General features: G+C 44.8%; 13 protein-coding genes, 6 tRNA genes and 1 rRNA gene. 15 read left to right on the forward strand and 5 right to left on the reverse strand.

The features are described 5' to 3' along the window. The 13 genes from rrf to AC58UU_RS37180 all read left to right on the forward strand — a co-directional run. A 5S ribosomal RNA gene (gene rrf / locus AC58UU_RS37120) occupies nucleotides 1-110 on the forward strand; the annotation flags it as partial. A 50-nt stretch (nucleotides 111-160) separates the two neighbouring features. After that, nucleotides 161-237, forward strand: a tRNA-Met gene (locus AC58UU_RS37125). Between the two features lie 7 nt (nucleotides 238-244). Then, nucleotides 245-320 (forward strand) — tRNA-Lys (locus AC58UU_RS37130). A gap of 22 nt (nucleotides 321-342) precedes the next feature. After that, nucleotides 343-422: transfer RNA gene (locus tag AC58UU_RS37135), tRNA-Leu, on the forward strand. 43 nt (nucleotides 423-465) lie between these two features. Beyond that, nucleotides 466-540: transfer RNA gene (locus AC58UU_RS37140), tRNA-Gly, on the forward strand. Nucleotides 541-548: 8 nt separating this feature from the next. Continuing rightward, nucleotides 549-625 (forward strand) — tRNA-Arg (locus AC58UU_RS37145). Between the two features lie 27 nt (nucleotides 626-652). Beyond that, a tRNA-Pro gene (locus tag AC58UU_RS37150) sits at nucleotides 653-726 on the forward strand. A 729-nt stretch (nucleotides 727-1455) separates the two neighbouring features. Then, nucleotides 1456-2493, forward strand: coding sequence for an HD-GYP domain-containing protein (locus AC58UU_RS37155; protein ID WP_497322452.1), 1038 nt, complete (start codon nucleotides 1456-1458; stop codon nucleotides 2491-2493). 49 nt (nucleotides 2494-2542) lie between these two features. Continuing rightward, a complete protein-coding gene (locus AC58UU_RS37160; RefSeq protein WP_497322453.1) occupies nucleotides 2543-3433 on the forward strand; it encodes a GGDEF domain-containing response regulator in 891 nt (296 codons plus the stop codon). A gap of 27 nt (nucleotides 3434-3460) precedes the next feature. Next, the gene (locus AC58UU_RS37165) at nucleotides 3461-5254 is read left to right on the forward strand and encodes a GAF domain-containing sensor histidine kinase (protein ID WP_497322454.1); all 1794 of its coding nucleotides are present in this window, start codon (nucleotides 3461-3463) and stop codon (nucleotides 5252-5254) included. A gap of 5 nt (nucleotides 5255-5259) precedes the next feature. Continuing rightward, a complete protein-coding gene (locus AC58UU_RS37170) occupies nucleotides 5260-6918 on the forward strand; it encodes a thiamine pyrophosphate-binding protein (protein WP_497322455.1) in 1659 nt (552 codons plus the stop codon). A 150-nt stretch (nucleotides 6919-7068) separates the two neighbouring features. Then, nucleotides 7069-7947, forward strand: coding sequence for an aldo/keto reductase (locus AC58UU_RS37175; protein WP_497322457.1), 879 nt, complete (start codon nucleotides 7069-7071; stop codon nucleotides 7945-7947). A gap of 155 nt (nucleotides 7948-8102) precedes the next feature. After that, on the forward strand, nucleotides 8103-10097 hold the full coding sequence (locus AC58UU_RS37180; protein ID WP_497322458.1) for a transglycosylase domain-containing protein: 1995 nt from the start codon (nucleotides 8103-8105) through the stop codon (nucleotides 10095-10097). A gap of 131 nt (nucleotides 10098-10228) precedes the next feature. Here the strand turns inward: AC58UU_RS37180 and AC58UU_RS37185 are convergent, their stop codons facing one another. Then, the gene (locus AC58UU_RS37185) at nucleotides 10229-11263 is read right to left on the reverse strand and encodes a hypothetical protein (RefSeq protein ID WP_497322459.1); all 1035 of its coding nucleotides are present in this window, start codon (nucleotides 11261-11263) and stop codon (nucleotides 10229-10231) included. A gap of 164 nt (nucleotides 11264-11427) precedes the next feature. Here AC58UU_RS37185 and AC58UU_RS37190 point away from each other — a divergent pair, with 164 nt between their 5' ends. Beyond that, on the forward strand, nucleotides 11428-11964 hold the full coding sequence (locus AC58UU_RS37190; RefSeq protein WP_497322460.1) for a hypothetical protein: 537 nt from the start codon (nucleotides 11428-11430) through the stop codon (nucleotides 11962-11964). Nucleotides 11965-11999: 35 nt separating this feature from the next. Here the strand turns inward: AC58UU_RS37190 and hprK are convergent, their stop codons facing one another. After that, nucleotides 12000-12914 (reverse strand): HPr(Ser) kinase/phosphatase, encoded by a 915-nt coding sequence (gene hprK / locus AC58UU_RS37195; protein WP_497322461.1) that lies wholly within the window; start codon nucleotides 12912-12914, stop codon nucleotides 12000-12002. Between the two features lie 195 nt (nucleotides 12915-13109). Here hprK and AC58UU_RS37200 point away from each other — a divergent pair, with 195 nt between their 5' ends. Beyond that, complete coding sequence (locus AC58UU_RS37200) at nucleotides 13110-13376, forward strand: zinc ribbon domain-containing protein (RefSeq protein WP_171642674.1); 267 nt, start codon at nucleotides 13110-13112, stop codon at nucleotides 13374-13376. Nucleotides 13377-13478: 102 nt separating this feature from the next. On the opposite strand, the gene AC58UU_RS37205 is transcribed toward AC58UU_RS37200, so the two are convergent. The 3 genes from AC58UU_RS37205 to AC58UU_RS37215 form a co-directional block, all read right to left on the reverse strand. After that, entirely contained in the window at nucleotides 13479-13649 is a 171-nt protein-coding gene (locus AC58UU_RS37205; RefSeq protein ID WP_156389969.1) for a hypothetical protein, read from the reverse strand. A gap of 196 nt (nucleotides 13650-13845) precedes the next feature. Next, on the reverse strand, nucleotides 13846-15225 hold the full coding sequence (locus AC58UU_RS37210; protein ID WP_497322462.1) for a DUF4129 domain-containing protein: 1380 nt from the start codon (nucleotides 15223-15225) through the stop codon (nucleotides 13846-13848). Beyond that, nucleotides 15188-16339, reverse strand: a complete 1152-nt coding sequence (locus tag AC58UU_RS37215; RefSeq protein WP_497322463.1) for a DUF58 domain-containing protein — start codon at nucleotides 16337-16339, stop codon at nucleotides 15188-15190. The genes AC58UU_RS37210 and AC58UU_RS37215 overlap by 38 nt, the downstream gene beginning before the upstream one ends. Nucleotides 16340-16342: the final 3 nt, after the last annotated feature.

Raw genomic sequence — 16342 nt, forward strand, 5'->3', positions numbered from 1 at the left:
ATGATGGCGGAGGGGACCCACGCGTTCCCATCTCGAACACGACCGTTAAGCCCTCCAGCGTCGATGGTACTTGAACCGCAGGGTTCTGGGAGAGTAGAACGTTGCCAAGCAGTACCCGCAAGGGTATTAGTAAGAATGTAGGGATAACATTTATCTATGACGCGGGGTGGAGCAGCCCGGTAGCTCGTCGGGCTCATAACCCGAAGGCCGCAGGTTCAAATCCTGCCCCCGCAACCAATGATGCGAGTCATTAGCTCAGTTGGTAGAGCACCTGACTTTTAATCAGGGTGTCGTAGGTTCGAATCCTACATGACTCACCATTTTTTGCCTTATTTACAGCATGCGCGTATGGCGGAATTGGCAGACGCACTAGACTTAGGATCTAGCGGGCGACCGTGGGGGTTCAAGTCCCTCTACGCGCATCAATCATCCCCAAGTCGTACTATACGGCTTGGGGATCCCTATGCGGAAGTGGCTCAGCGGTAGAGCATCGCCTTGCCAAGGCGAGGGTCGCGGGTTCGATCCCCGTCTTCCGCTCCATTTATTAAGCGCCCTTAGCTCAGCTGGATAGAGTATTTGACTACGAATCAAAAGGTCGGGAGTTCGAATCTCTCAGGGCGCGCCATTTTTTTTTAGAAATACATATTACTTTCGGGACGTAGCTCAGCTTGGTAGAGCACCTGCTTTGGGAGCAGGGGGTCGCATGTTCAAATCGTGTCGTCCCGATCATAGCAAAGCATAATCTAGTAGTGATTTCACTGCTAGATTATGCTTTTTTGTGTTTTCCTACAGTTTTCTCGGATGTATCGGGAGCGGCTTTTTGTATTCAAATAAAGGGATTTGTCATATGGTGTCGAATATGCATGACAACATATATATCGCACTGAGGAGTGTAGTTTAAAATGAATGTAAATACGTAATAGCGGTTACGGTATCTGATAATCTGTAGTCAGATATTAATATGCGTTTCGGATATCCTACCTCTTCTGTCTTTGAACGACTATTCAACAGAGGAGCAAGTGAAAGCTGGATTAAAGTATAATTACTTTACAGGATATACAGCAATCGACATCGAGCAGATCCTACTAGTTCTCAACAATCCGTCCAACCCCTTCTCCCAAATTAGTAAAGAGGACACACAGCTCTTGTTATCACTTATTAAACCTATTATGTCAGGTAACTAGATCTTTATAACTAGAAAAGGTCAGCCTATTCATTAGAAAGGGGCAGGCCTTTTTGCTTTTGGTGCGGGATCTTTTCAGGTTATCTGACAGAAATCGAGAGAATAATCCAAGAAATTAACAAAAAGCGAGTAATTATATAGCGATATGAGTAAAAAAGTATTAAAATAATGGAAATTTTTATTTATAATAGAGGAGAATCTCCTTATTAAGAAGAACTAGTACTAATTAAATAGTTGGGGAAGTTTATTTGAGAAGAATAAGAGGTACATCTATGCAGAATTCATTGTTTTTTAAAAATGTGATAAATTCTGATTCCATCTTCGAATCGATCGGACAATTGAGTGATATCGCCAAGAAAACAATTGGCTGCGAACATATCTCTCTCTTTCTTATAGACGAGAAACATCAGAGCACCCCAGCATCTTATTCGGTTAATATTAGTACCGCAGTCATGGACCAGTTACAGCAAATAGTGCTCCAAACTCAGTTTTTTATCCGAAATCCCGATGGGATACGTTTATCTGTACATAAGGCAGAAAGTCATATAAAAAATTATCTTATAATGAGTAAATACGAATGTATATACGGTTTTCATATAAAGCATGGTCATTCTTACGGGGCTTTATTATTCTCATTTCCTTCTGATATCCAACTTACAGAGGATCAATTGCATCTGTGCAACCTCATTAAACTGCATATGGAGCAATTGATTAAAAAGATTCAATTCCGGAGACAAGTGCTGAAACAGAAAGCTTACGAGAATCTTTTTAATACATTGAGGGTTAAAGATAGCTTCACGGTCGATCACTGTTATAATGTCGCTTTCTACTCTACTTTACTTGGAGCAAAGGCGGGGGTAAGTGAGGCTGAACTGGAACGCCTGAAGTTAGGGGCTCTTTTGCATGACATTGGAAAAATAGCAATTCCCGATCATATTTTGATGAAACCTGGGCGGTTATCAGATGAAGAATTTAATGTTATTCGCCAGCATCCTGTAATTGGCTATGAGCTGCTAAAGGATTTGCCGGATGTTGAGCATCTTCTGCCGATTGTAAAATGGCATCATGAACGCATGGATGGGAGAGGATATCCAGACAATCTACAAGGTGAAGAGATTCCCTTGCTTGTCCGCATTGTAAGTATTGCAGATGCATTTGATGCTATGACTTCTACGAGAGTATACCGAGATTCGCTGCATGTGCATGAAGTCAGGGAACAACTTCTTATTCACGCAGGCAAACAGTTTGATGACGAATTAGTACGGATTTTCTTAAGTATCATCGATGAGCAAATGCAAATGAATGGATAATAAGTTATCAATATGTAACTATTTTAGTAATGAAAGCTGGGATAGATTAATGAAATGTCGCATTCTTATCGTCGATGACGAACCCCATAATTTAAATATACTGCGTATATTTTTAAATTCATTACATTATGAAATCATCACGGTTGAGGATGGTAAAGAAGCATTCTCCATGGTCAAAGAGACGGCACCTGATCTTATTTTACTTGATGTGATGATGCCTGAAGTGACTGGATTTGAAATATGCAAACAATTAATAGCCGATAGCGACTTTGATATCCCAATTATTTTCTTATCTGCAAATGCACAGAAGGAAGACATTTTACAAGGACTTCGTTTAGGAGCTATTGATTATTTGACCAAACCATTCGATCTGGATGTGCTGGAACGGAAGGTTGAAATTGCCCTCCACCAAAAAGCGAAGGTTAAAAATTTGAAGAAAGACAATAAACAATTAGCCAAATTGGTGTATGTGGATGCGCTAACTGGTTTATATAATCGAGCATACTTGGATATTACCATTCGGATGATCAAAGAGGGAACCAAGCAATTTCAAGCCGCTATGATGGTCGATATGGATTATTTTAAGGACATTAATGATAACTATGGTCATTTGGTTGGAGATCAAGTCTTGAGAGAAGTAGCAACGATCATAACGTCGAAAATCTCTTGCGAGCATGATCTAGCCTTTCGGTATGGCGGGGACGAGTTCTTGGTCTTACTCCAAAATGAAGTGAACTGTGTAGAGATTGCAGATAGTATCATTAAGGCTGTCGACGGCTTAAAGGTTAGCCTGGCAACGCATAAATCACAGGAATTTTCAGTGAGCATAGGGTTGACGAATAATTTCGACCCTACCTCGTTCGATCAAATCATTATGCAAGCTGATTCTGCACTTCTTGGGGCCAAGAATAATGGAAGACATCAAATAAAGATTCGCTAATAAAAGGGGAATAGGTGGGGCATGGTCATGGAATTGAAAAGTTTTCAAAAATTATTTCAAATGACGAAGGTCATTAATTCTCAGTTTGAAATGTCAGAAATCCTGCAAGTCTTCGTTGACGCGATAGCAGGAGAGATAACTCAAGCAGATCTTGTTGGTTTTTTCTTGAAACAGCCGGATGGTACTTTTCAAGGATATAAAGGCAATAAATTGCCCGTGGATATAACGGAGCTGCTCATTGATCCCAGAGAAGATGAGTTTGTCAGGGATATTTTGCGCAACCAAGCTAGCGACTATATCTCAGATACGAGTATTGACCTGAGATTGGATCAATCCAAGAGACAATTGTTAAAAATTAAATCGATCCTCGGAATTCCCGTCATTGTAGAAAATGACGTGTTTGGGCTTGTCTTCGTCCACGATTTCGGAAAACCGATGAATATTACTCAGGAGCAGATGGAAGTTACGGAAGCTTTTGTTAACATGGCAAGTGTGGCGATTCGCAACATCCGCATGTTCGAACAACGGCAGCTTCTGATGGAGAAACAGCAGCTTCTTCTTGACGCGACGAAAGCTTTATCGGAGTCATTGTCGGTCAAAGATGTTCTGAACACTTTTTTCCACTACATGCGTAAAGCCAGTGGGTCTAAGGATATCGGTATTCATCTGTATAATGAAAAAGAGCATACCATTGAGCCCTACCAATTGTCTTCTGAGAATGTAACGGTTGACGAATGGAAGGTTAAGCATAGAGAAGTCAAGTTAACTATTGAAAATGACCGCCTTTTGTATGAAGTCATTACTCAGAAGAAATCAGCGGCAATCGAGGATGTGTACGCGGATCCGCGGCCTAATCATAAAGCCTTCGTCTCTTTTGATATCCGGAGTATTATGGTGTTTCCGCTTGTGGCCAAAGGTTCCGTATACGGTGTCGTTGCGATTCCATCTATCGGGAAACCAAGGAAGTATGAAGCAAGCATATTGGAATTCTGCCAATCGATTTCTGATGCTACAGCTACCGCGCTTTCGAATGCCCAGCATACGGAGACATTGGATCACTCCGTCAATGAGCGTTCTATAGAGCTGCAGCATGCTAACTTCAAGCTAGAGGGTCTAGTACGAGAGCTAGAGCATCTGAATGAGTTGAAAAGCGATTTCATCGCGACACTTTCGCATGAGCTGCGTACGCCGATTACAGCGGTTAAAGGATCTGTAGACATACTAAGCAAAGGAATTCTTGGTGGTCTCAACGATTCGCAGAAGGATTTACTAGATATTGCGTCCAAGTCGATCGAGCGTTTGCTGGATCAAGTGAATGAATTGCTGGATTTCGCTAAAATGGAAAACGGTAAATTTGAATTGGTGTATACCGAAGCTGATTTCAAAGAAATCATCAAGGAATCCGTTCATATTGTACAGTCTTTAATCAATAAGAAGAAGCTGATTCTAGTTGTAGAATCGGACGCAGAAACGGATACGATTGTAAGCGTCGATAAACAACGCATTCTGCAGATTTTATTGAATTTACTTTCCAATGCGATTAAATTTACACCACCTATGGGTGTGATTACCATTAAAACGATTTTCGAAGAAACGGTACTTACGGTTGAAGTACATGATAGCGGTATCGGTATCCCTTATGAGAAGCAGAAAAACATTTTCACGAAATTCTATCAAGCCAATAATCAAATTAATGGGACAGGCCTAGGTCTTGCGATTTCAAAACAGCTTATCGAACTGCATGGCGGTCGGATTTGGTTCGAGAGCACCGAAGGTCAAGGTTCGGTATTCAAATTTACTTTACCTAAAGGAAGGGAGTAACCAATATGCGGGCGATTGAAGTAGGATTGAGATTTTTAGTGCAGCAAGGTGTGCGATATGTATTCGGTATTCCAGCAGGCTCAATCAATGCGATCTATGACGCCCTTTTGGACATTCCTGAGCTTAAGCCGATTGTAGCTAAGCATGAGAACAGCTCCGGCTACATGGCAGGTGCTTATACGAGAATTACAGGACTTCCGTCGATTTGCGTGGCATCTAGCGGACCGGGAGCGACGAACCTCGTGACTCCGGCTGCGAATGCTTGGAAGCAGAAGCTTCCTGTTATATTCATCACAGGCTCAGTGCCATCTGGTAAAATGGGCAAGGGGGGCGCGCAAGAGCTGTATGCGGAGCCGATCTTTGCATCGATTACGAAGATGAGCCGGACGGTTCTAGACCCTAATCAACTGCCAGAGATTCTGGCAGAGGCCTATTACACAGCGATTAGCGGCGTGCCAGGTCCTGTGCATTTGGCGATTCCTATTGATATTCAAATGACGGATATTGGCGAAAGAGAACTTCCGGTGTTACCACCAGTTCAGCAGCCCACGATGGATTTGGCAGCAGCTCAAGCGGCTGCTAAGCGAATCAAAGCAGCAGGTCTGCGTGGAGCGATTCTGCTGGGTAATGGCGCAAAAGCATCCTCTGACAGCATCGTACAGTTGGCTGAAACACTTGAGTGGAAAGTGGCAACAACACCACGCGGTAAAGGAGCCTTTCCCGAAAATCATCCGCTTTCCTTAGGGATATATGGCTTATCAGCGAATATCAAAGCGAGTGAGTACCTGAACGGTAACGATCATGAAGTACTGCTGATCATCGGTTCAAGCTTAGGCGAGCTGGCAACAAGCAACTGGGAACCGCAATTGGTTGCGGGTAGAGAGCTCATTCACATCGATTACGATCAAAGTGAATTAGGAAAGTGCTACGAAACCCAGTATCCTGTACATGGTGAAATCAAGCTTGTCATTGCGGAATTATTAGATCAGCTTTCGGCTGATACACAAGATAAATCATATGCAAGCGAGGCATTCCAAGGGCTAAGCGAAGCAGCTGCAGCTTCCGAACATGACGAAGAGAAATGGAATACGTTGTCGGCGATCCGTCGTCTCAGTGCAACAGCACCGAAGAATGCTCGATTCTTCCTAGATATCGGTGAATTCATGACCTATTCGATCCAAAACTTATTGATCGAGAGCGGACAAGAATTCGATATTGATATCAATTTCGGAGGCATGGGCTCTGGAATCGGAGGTTCATTAGGAGCACAATTAGCGGAACCGACTCGACCAACAATCTGTATTACAGGCGATGGCTGTTTCTTCATGCATGGTCTCGAAGTGCTAACCGCTAAGGAATACAACCTTCCGATCCTATTTGTCGTCATTAACAATGCCCGTCTCGGGATGGTTTATCATGGTCATATGCTGCAGTACAAAAGATGTCTGGAAGACTTTTCACAAGAGAGAGTTAGTATTGCAGGTGTTGCCCAATCGCTTGGCTTGCGTCATGCCGAGGTTAGATCTCTGGATCAACTACAGGGAGAGCATGTGCAAGAGTGGCTTTCTCATGGAGGTCCTGTGGTTGTTGAAGTTATTGTGGATGGCAACGAAATTCCGCCAATGGGTGAACGAGTTAAGTTCTTGCAAGGGGCAACGTATTAATTGGCATACATTGACGTATGAGTAAAAAGTTTTTGGATGTTTATATCCAAAAACTTTTTTGCATCTAGTTTCAGTGAAAAACTGTATTCTTGGCCAAGTAAATGATATGGTGGAGAAGAGTAAGAACAATAAGGAAGGAGCACTTCATTCATGTTGAAACGAACAATAGGTCGTTTGAATTACGAAAGCTCAGTCGTTATGTTTGGTGCAGCAAGTCTCGGGAATGTTACGCAAGAGGAAGCGGATGCATCCATCTCTTTTGCCTTGCAGCATGGGGTTAACCATTTTGATACAGCTGCCAGTTATGGGGATGCCGAAGTCCGTATGGGTCCTATGATCAGTCAAATTCGCAAGGATATTTTCCTAGCTACGAAAACAGGGCAAAGAACGAAGAAGGAAGCGAAAGAAGAAATTTATCGTTCTCTGGAACGGATGCGGGTTGATTCTGTAGACTTACTTCAACTGCATGCGGTAGGCTCTATGGAGGAGTTAGACCGCTGCACAGAAAAAGGCGGTGCTTTGGAGGCAGCCTTGGAAGCGCAAGCGGAAGGTATTGTTAAGGAGATTGGCATAACTGGACATGGGCATGATGCTCCGAGTGTACATTTGGAAGCGTTACATCGATTTCCTTTCGCAACCGTGCTCCTGCCTCTCAATTATTATATGTATAGTCTGCCGGAGTATCGGGAAGCTTTCGATGCACTCATGGAAGAAGCCAATAAGCAAAATGCAGCTATCAGGGTCATCAAAGCGATTGCTAAGGCTCCGTGGGGAGAAGGGGAGAAGCGCCCTTATGCGACATGGTATGAACCGTTTGACCAGCAGCAGATGATAGATGCTTGTGTGCATTTTGTGTTGTCTTTTCCTGGTGTGTGTGGATTCGCAAGCGCAGGAGACATTCATTTGTTCCCTAAAATCGTCGATGCCGTGGAACGATATGGTTCCATGAACGATGAGGAAGCGGAGCGTATCCTGGGCAGCATCAGCGGATACACCAGTATTTTCGGAGCACCGACCTCAATCGCTTAAAAATAATAAATTTTAAATTAGGGGCCCTTCAGTTGTTTTTATGTGCTGGGGGGCTTTATTCGTCGTTAAAATTGGTAAGAGTTCCTTTCCCTCGTGCGTCGCTAACTGCAGGAATCCTGCGAATATATATAAGCGTACGTAAGGAGGAAGGTAAGATGTTTAAAGCATTTTGGAAGAAAAAAAGGTTTTGGCAAATTTTCAGCGTTATTGTACTGATGGGTTGTGTGATTGTATTCGTGGCTTGTTATTCCTACATTCGTGGACTCGATGTATCGAAGTTAAGCCAGCCGCTGCCAGAGTCAACACTTGTGCTGGATAAGAACGGTAAACCAGCTTCGCAGTTATCTGCTTCAAAAATTGAGCCTGTCCAGTTTTCACAATTACCGAAGGTGTTGACGGATGCGGTTGTGGCTGTGGAAGATAAAAGATTCTATGAGCACACGGGGATTGATGTCAGATCTATCTTCCGTGCGGTTGCTCGCGATGTGTTGCGAGGAAGCTATTCGGAGGGAGCCAGTACGATTACGCAGCAGTTGGCCCGTAATCTGTTTCTCAATGCGGACAAAACACTGGGTCGAAAGCTGAGAGAAGCCGCTTATGCGATTAAAATAGATACAACCTACAGTAAAAATGAAATTCTGGAGATGTACTTAAACAGCATTTATTTCGGGGAAGGGAGCTGGGGGGTACAGGGAGCAGCTAGAACGTACTTTAACAAAAATGTGAAGGATCTAACCTTGCCAGAGGCAGCAGTTCTTGCCGCTCTTCCTAAGGCTCCTAGCAGGTACTCACCTTTTAAGGATGAAGGTCAGGCACTCGAGCGTAGGAATACTGTGCTTGTACTGATGCGCGATGAAGGTAAAATCACCGCGCAGGACTACGAGAAAGCCAAAGCTTCACCGCTAGGTGTCGTTAAATCCGATAAAGGCAATGAGTTGAAGGGACGCTATCCGGCCTATGTGGATGCGGTCATTAATGAAGCTGTTAATGAGTATGGTTTTACAGAAGAACAGTTGTTGACCGGCGGCTTGCGAATCACGACGGAGCTAGATCCTTCTGTGCAGAATGTAGTTGCGGATGTTTTTAAAGACGATAGTCTATTTCCGGAAAGCAAGCCAGATCAGCTCATTCAAAGCGGAGCTGCAATCGTAGATCAGCGAACCGGTGGGATTCGCGCCTTAGCTGGAGGACGAGGAGAAGGAGTCTTCCGTGGGTTTAGCCGTGCAACGCAGTTGAAGAGACAGCCTGGGTCATCTTTTAAGCCGATTGTTGTCTATGGACCCGCGATGGAGAATGGCTATAAGCCAAATTCGATCTTATATGATGGTCCATTGAACATCGAAGGTTACCAACCACAAGATTGGGATCACCGAACGAGAGGGCAGGTGACGATGCAAGAGGCTGTTGTTTCTTCTTGGAACGTGCCGGCCGTGTGGCTGCTTCACGAGATAGGGATTGATCGTGGACTCCAATTTGCTAAATCTCTGGGCATTACTTTACCAGCTCAGGATCGTCAGCTTGGCATCGCACTTGGCGGACTCTCAGAAGGGGTGTCACCGTTACAGATGGCGCAAGCATTCAGCGCCTTCGCCGACAAGGGGGTTCTGCATCAAGCGCATACCATCACGAAGATCGAGACGAGCAGCGGTCATATACTTGTTGGGGCAAGCACGAAGGGGGTTCCCGTGATGCAGCCGGAAACAGCCTATGCGATGACGTCAATGCTACAAGTGGCTGTTGCGCAGGGAACAGGTAAGAATGCCGCTATGAATCGCCCCGTTGCAGGTAAATCTGGTACAACGCAGCTGCCGCAGACGAAGGAATTCGAAGGCTTAGGCAGCGGAAGCGCTAAAGATGCGTGGTTCGTTGGTTACACACCGGAGCTAACGGCTGCGGTGTGGGTTGGTTATGATCGTACGGATAAAGAGCACTACTTAACGACATCCGGCGGAGCTGTTCCTGCTGTTTTATTTCGCGAGATAATGAATCGGGCCTTGGCCCAGGCACCTATTGTGCCTTTTGATATGCCGTTTGTGGGGGCAGAGGCTCAAACTGCTAAGGATTCGAACTCATCTGAAGAGTCAGACCAGGACGATAAGGAAAACAAAAAAGAAAGTCAGCACGGACATGGCAAGGGGAAGAAAAGATAAGCTGCAAAAAGCCGTCGACATCCTTATTGGATATCGGCGGCTTTTATTGTGATGGCGGGCCTTCTACGGTGTTAGAACCTGTAAAAAGTGCATCATTTTTGCACAAAAGTTCGGGACTTCTGTTTTATGAGTTAGTCATCATTGTGGTTGCTGCGATTCTGCTTTTCACTCTTTTTGTTATCATCGTTTTTTCCTGAATGTTCATTGTTACCGTGCGCTTTGGATTTAGTGTTGTTATTTTCTTTGTTGTTATTGCTGTTGCTTTTATCGTTATCTTTGTACTTGACTTTGTCGTCTTTGTCTTTATTTTTGTCTTTATCTTCATCTTCGTCATCATCTTTTTGCGCGCTCTCATCTTTTTGGGAATCCTGCTGCTTTACCGTATTGGGCGCTTGTTCTTGCTCCCATTTGGTTTTCATATGGATATTTAGTTTAGTTGCATCCAAGTTATAGTGCTCGGCAAGCAGCTGTGTTAATGCCTGCTCAGCATTGGAAGATTTGAGGTCGACGGAAGCAAGCAGCATTTTGATCCATACGGCGGCTTGGTCACCTTTGAGATGAATCGTACCGCTATTTTCAGGCTTAATATTCAGATCATACAAGATGCCATTCGCACCCTTGGTTTGTGTAATATGCAGTTTGAAATGCTTACCATCCACCTTCAGGTCGATGTCCTCCAAGTTAGGATAAACCTCATTATTTTGCTGGGAAGTTGGTTGTGTGTTGGATACTGGTCCATTGGGCACAACTGCTGCAGGTTGCTCGCTCGTTACCGATGAAGCTGGTGTCGACGTAGGCTCAGGGGTCACTGGTGTCGCTGGTACAGCTTCAGTCACGGGTGTTACAGCACTAGTTGAGGTCGCTTTCACATAGGCAGCCTGCTGCTTGCTATTAACGATTAGTTCGATCTGATCCCCAGGCTTTAAATCAGCCAGTTGAGCCTTTTGATCATTACGGTAAACCCATACGGATTTGGCTAATGGAATTGTTTGATCACCGGTATTTGTGTTTACAGTGACAGCATCCGAAGCGATGGATTTGAATGTCCCTAGGACGGAAGTCGAAGTCGATGTGTTAGGTGAAGTTGCCGCATAGGCCGTCCACCCACAAAGCATCAAAACGACTAGGGTAATAGATAGTATCGTGATTGTTAATCTTTTGCGCATAAGAAGCACCTCCACTAACAGCTTTCGATACCAAATGATGTTTTAGGACGGTACCCGTAAGCTTCGAACTGTCAGCCATAGTATGGCTAGACCCTAAATCATGCATATGCTGGATGAACCTGGGGCATGGTAGAAGTAACCAGAACCATGGGAGGGTTGTCCTCATGTTTAGTAAATTGCTGCTTTGGTCAGGATTTGTTCTACCTTGGTTATCTTTATTTTTGATGAAGAAGAAAAGTATTTACAGGTATATGCCTGTCTGTATTTTCTCCGCTCTTTTGGTCACGATCGTGTATGAGATTGGCTATACATATAAGTTGTGGATATTAAAAGATGCCATCGTTCCATGGGGCTATGTGACAAATACAGCCTTTGCCTATGGGATTTTTCTTGTCGGAACGATGTGGGTTTTTCACTTTACTTTTGGGCGGTTTTGGTTATATGTGATTGCTAATCTGTTGTTAGATGCCTTTTATGCCTTTGTGTTTCATCGGATTGAGGAAAAGCTTGGCATAGCGGATCTTATCAGTGTGAAGCACTATCATATATTCCTCATCATGATGGGGCTTTCATTTATCCTGTATCCGTATCAGCTATGGCAGGAGAGAGGTTGGAAAAATCTTGATCATGGCGACCTCGATGATATCACGGTTAGGATCAATACCCCGACTTGGTTAACGAAAAGAGAAAAAGCTAAATAAGTAAGCCGCCTCATCTTAGGATGGTGCGGCTTCTTTTAATCGGTGTCATTTTGCAGACGCTGCATGAATTCCTCGGCAGCACGGTACCCTTGCTGACGCAAATACCAGTTGTTGGCTGCAGCTTCAACGAGTCCGGCAACATCACGTCCAGGCTGTAGTTGGATTTCAATATGTGGAATTTTGATATCCATATACTCGGTGAAACAGGGTTCAAGCTCCAAGTCGTTGTTGAGCGCATGCTCCTGCCACTTCGTAAGCTCAATATCGAGTACGATCCGCGTTTCGTCCTGGAAAGCTTTGCGGCCGTAAAGCCGCGAGACGTTAATCAGTCCGATGCTGCGCAGCGCCAGGAATTCCTTCGTCTTCCCATTGTGGGTACCTAGCAGGGTCTCGGGGCTGATCTTCTTCAGTACGACAATATCATCGGCAACAAGGCGATGCCCTCTGTGAATTAAAGTGTGGGCGGTTTCACTCTTGCCAACCCCAGATTTACCGCGAAGTAGAATGCCGATCCCCGAGACATTGACGCAAACACCGTGAACGGCAATCTCCTGAGCGAGCGATTTACTCAAATACAAATCAACTAAGTCCTGAAACTTACTCGTAGGGGAAGCCGTACGGAGGAGTGGGATTTTCTCTTCTTCGCAATATTTGGTTAAATATTTCAAGCCTTCTTGGTCTCTCGTCACGACGAAACAAGGCGGGTGATATTTGACAATATTACCGATATGAAGATTTCTTTCGTTCTCGCTGAGACTGTGCAAATAGGTAATTTCTTTCCTGCCTAACAACTGAACGTGCGCTTGCGGGAAATATTCAAAATAGCCGACAAATTCAAGTCCAGGGCGATGTGCCTTTGTTTTGGTAATCTGGCGGTGCAGTTCCGAATGTCCGGCAAGCACTTCGAGCGAGAATCGCTCAACCAAATCTTTCACTGTGACGGGCTTCACAACAGTCCTCCTTAAAGTTTTACTATTACTATTCTAATTGAAATTGACAACTATATCTATCTCTAGTAGATTCGCTTGAAGGTGGCTACTATCCTGCTCTGAAAGCGCTTGAATAGATAATAGTCAGCTTTTCATTGCAATTGAATGCTTTGTTGGTATGATAATAGGAGAAGCTCTAGGAGGAGTAAAAAAAATATGGACACCTATAAAAACTGTCAAAGCTGCGGGATGCCGCTCGCTCGTGATGAGCAAGGCGGAGGAACAGAGAAGTCTGGCATGAAGAGCAAGGTATACTGCAGTCATTGCTACCAAAACGGTGAATTCACTTTGCCTGATTTAACCGTAGAGCAGATGAAGGATCGGGTGAAGCAGAAGCTGGTTGAGTTTGGTTTTCCGCGGTTTCTTACAGGCCTCTTTACACGAAATATTCATAAGCTAAAAAGATGGTCACCAAACAAATAATTGAGTTTTACGGCCATGACGACAAAAAAGGCTCTATGCAAGGATTGCACAGAGCAAAATGCCAACATGGTCTTTCGTATGTTTATGTAAAAGAAAAGCAGCTTATCTGTTGAAGCCGCATTTTTTAGCAAGTGTTGGCCATGTTGAGAGAAACATGCTTTCCCACCTGTCTTCAGGTAATACCATGATCCATTTTGCGATTTGATCCAATCCCATTTCACATAATGTGTGAACGACTTCTTCTTTTTCACAACCGGTTTTTAATGCTAACATCTCAAAACCACCTCAGTCGAATGTATTCAAACAATTATGTATATGCAGCCGCGTGCAAAAGTGTGACTGATATTTTTGAATGTGCATGCTGGGATGGGGTGTGGGATTGCGAAGAGTCGGATAAATGTTCATAAAAGTATAAAAGGAAGAGGCTGAGCAGTTGTTTGCTGCGCAGCCTCTTTTTGTTTTAAGGTGTTCATTTCAATTGATTGCGAATAAGAGGGTCAAGAGTTTGCAGTACTTGATCAAGCTCTAAATCAGATACATCGTCATCTCTATATCGTGCTTGGTTATAAGCTGTTGTTATGGCATGAACGGCATGGTTAGACAGCTGATACTGGTTCGATAGCTCCCGTTCTGTTTCATTTGGGGTATGGGCTTTATTGTAAGTATAGCCACCCTCAGCTGCTTGCTGGATCAACACTCGGTAAAGGAAACGGATGCGTTCCCGATTGTTAGGCAAATGCGACCATTTTGGCTCATTTACTTTCCCCCTCGACCAGCTCTTCATCGTTTGCTGCCACCACATACGCGGTAGTTCTTTCCACGCTAGAAGATTCTCTTTTTCATCCGTGAATCCTTCGGTTCCCTCGCCTTTCTTGCTGCTAAATGAACGGTTCATCAAGCGCCGGATAAGCGAGACCAGAGCAGGTGTCAGCTTGGCAATGATGATATAAATGGCGCCAAGGATAAGGGCGATGACAATGAGATAGCCGAAAATAACTTGGGCATAATGAAGCAGCATGTCAAACCAGCTTGGTTCGCCAGTGGGAGCAGGAGGCAGAAGTGGCTGTGGTTGTGCTGAAGGACTTGGCTCTAGCGGCTGATCAGACGACGGTTCGGACTGCAAAAGGCGCAGCAGCCAAGCGATCGAAGCACGAAGAAGAGAGCTGATTCCTTGTTGCAATTGCTGAAAATAGGCAACAGCTGCGATGCAAGCAATTAATGTGATTAACCAAATGCGGCTTGAGCGCTTCACTGACTCAGATAATGACGATGCTGCAGCACGTTCATTGCCTGCTAACGTGGCGCTAAGGAGCTGAGCACGATTCGTAGCTAAGAAAAAAATGACCAGCGAACAAAACCCGAATCCATTCATCCAACCTATATACGGATGGAAAAGATCCAACCGTCCCATAATGGGGACACCTACGAAATAAACCAAACCTGCGGTAACAAATATGCTCGCAGGGAAGAGCGAGAGCCATCCATCCTTGGTGCACCGAATTCCGCGATATACAAATATTAACCCGATGGCTGCGCAGGTCCAGGCATGCCAGTTGTTGCCTTGCAGGAGGTAGGTAATCGTTAAACCTGCTCCCGCACAAAGCATTAACTCATAGAGAGTACGAGTTAGCCATTTTATACGTCCAAAGAAGCAGCCGAACACATAACAGAGCAAAAACTGTAAGCAAGTCATCCAGAGTAAGGTCTCAGACACATAGACCTGAATTAGAACTATAATCGGAAAGAAGATAATGAGTTCGAGTAAACCGTACAAGATCGCTAAACCGAATTCTCTCACAAGAAAATTAAGATTAGCTCGTTGAGAAGGAGTTTGAATGGGCGCTAACATTGGAAACACCTACCTCCTCTCCGTTCAGCTCAAGAAGGCTGTGCTGCAAGGGGATGATAAAAACAGAATGTCCTAACGATTCAAGACGCTCAATACTTTCTTCGATCCCCTTAGATACGAAAGAAGTCAGCAGGATGATGTCCATCGCGGTCCCTTCTTGCTCGATTCCATAATCCAGGAAGTCTTCGAAGGAGCGAGAGCAGGAGATCGCAAGCTTAGCCATCGTTTCGAAAAGGTGTTCCAAATGTGGCCAACCACCTTCGGGGGCGAGGTACACGGGAACTCCAGGTTGACCCTGCAGAGAGCCGTTGTAGCCGAAACCAACAGGAATTCCTTGGCTTACGGCATATTCAGCAAGTGTAGCTGCGTACGAGAGAGCTTTCTCAACAAGCTCGGGATCGGTCACAGCATCCCACATCGTTTCCGTTATTTGTGTATTTACGGCCAAAAGCAACCTAGGGTCAGCAGTGAAATCTCGATTATATACTTGGAGTTTCTGGCTGCGTGCTGTCGCTTTCCAGTGGATGCTGTTCATCGTATCCCCAAAACGATATTCCCGAGCGCCGGAAACGAGGAACGGATCTGGCATGATCCAGCGTTTGACGGTTATATCGCCTTGCCATCGGCTGGAGAGGAGTGGGATGTCATCTCTGCTTACCAAGCGAGGGTAAACAAGAAGCTCCAACTGCATGCGGTGGATCGAAGAAGCAGCTTGCACACCAACCAAGTCTCCCATTGAAGCGGCGACCGTTTCGAGCTTATACCAACCTCGCTTCGCACAGTGTACCCCGTGTCGTCGGACTATTTTTGTATAGGGCATAAGGCTGAACAGACTGCGATGATTTTGGAAAAGAGCTCCGCTGCTCACTGCGAGATTGCTCATCTTCGCAAAGTGGAGCCCCGCATGAATCGTTGATTCCAAGCGAAGCCAAGGAATCGGTGCTAGCTTGCGATTAACGATCGTTTCGATCATGACAATGTCGTCTCCGGCATGGCAATGCGTCGTACTGAAGGTTCGCTCAATGCGAAGCCCGCGAAACCCCCAGCGGGCAAATAACTGATGCTGGAGGAGGAACAGAGCGACAGTGATGATGAGAATCCAGCTAATGCTCATCGG

This window comes from Paenibacillus sp. JT22N1 (genome assembly GCF_059692155.1).

Coding starts and splice junctions, on each gene's coding strand:
- AC58UU_RS37155 (WP_497322452.1), top strand. CDS start 1,456: ATGCAGAATTCATTGTTTTTTAAAAATGTGATAAATTCTGATTCCATC.
- AC58UU_RS37160 (WP_497322453.1), top strand. CDS start 2,543: ATGAAATGTCGCATTCTTATCGTCGATGACGAACCCCATAATTTAAAT.
- AC58UU_RS37165 (WP_497322454.1), top strand. CDS start 3,461: ATGGAATTGAAAAGTTTTCAAAAATTATTTCAAATGACGAAGGTCATT.
- AC58UU_RS37170 (WP_497322455.1), top strand. CDS start 5,260: ATGCGGGCGATTGAAGTAGGATTGAGATTTTTAGTGCAGCAAGGTGTG.
- AC58UU_RS37175 (WP_497322457.1), top strand. CDS start 7,069: ATGTTGAAACGAACAATAGGTCGTTTGAATTACGAAAGCTCAGTCGTT.
- AC58UU_RS37180 (WP_497322458.1), top strand. CDS start 8,103: ATGTTTAAAGCATTTTGGAAGAAAAAAAGGTTTTGGCAAATTTTCAGC.
- AC58UU_RS37185 (WP_497322459.1), bottom strand. CDS start 11,263: ATGCGCAAAAGATTAACAATCACGATACTATCTATTACCCTAGTCGTT.
- AC58UU_RS37190 (WP_497322460.1), top strand. CDS start 11,428: ATGTTTAGTAAATTGCTGCTTTGGTCAGGATTTGTTCTACCTTGGTTA.
- AC58UU_RS37200 (WP_171642674.1), top strand. CDS start 13,110: ATGGACACCTATAAAAACTGTCAAAGCTGCGGGATGCCGCTCGCTCGT.
- AC58UU_RS37205 (WP_156389969.1), bottom strand. CDS start 13,649: ATGTTAGCATTAAAAACCGGTTGTGAAAAAGAAGAAGTCGTTCACACA.
- AC58UU_RS37210 (WP_497322462.1), bottom strand. CDS start 15,225: ATGTTAGCGCCCATTCAAACTCCTTCTCAACGAGCTAATCTTAATTTT.
- AC58UU_RS37215 (WP_497322463.1), bottom strand. CDS start 16,339: ATGAGCATTAGCTGGATTCTCATCATCACTGTCGCTCTGTTCCTCCTC.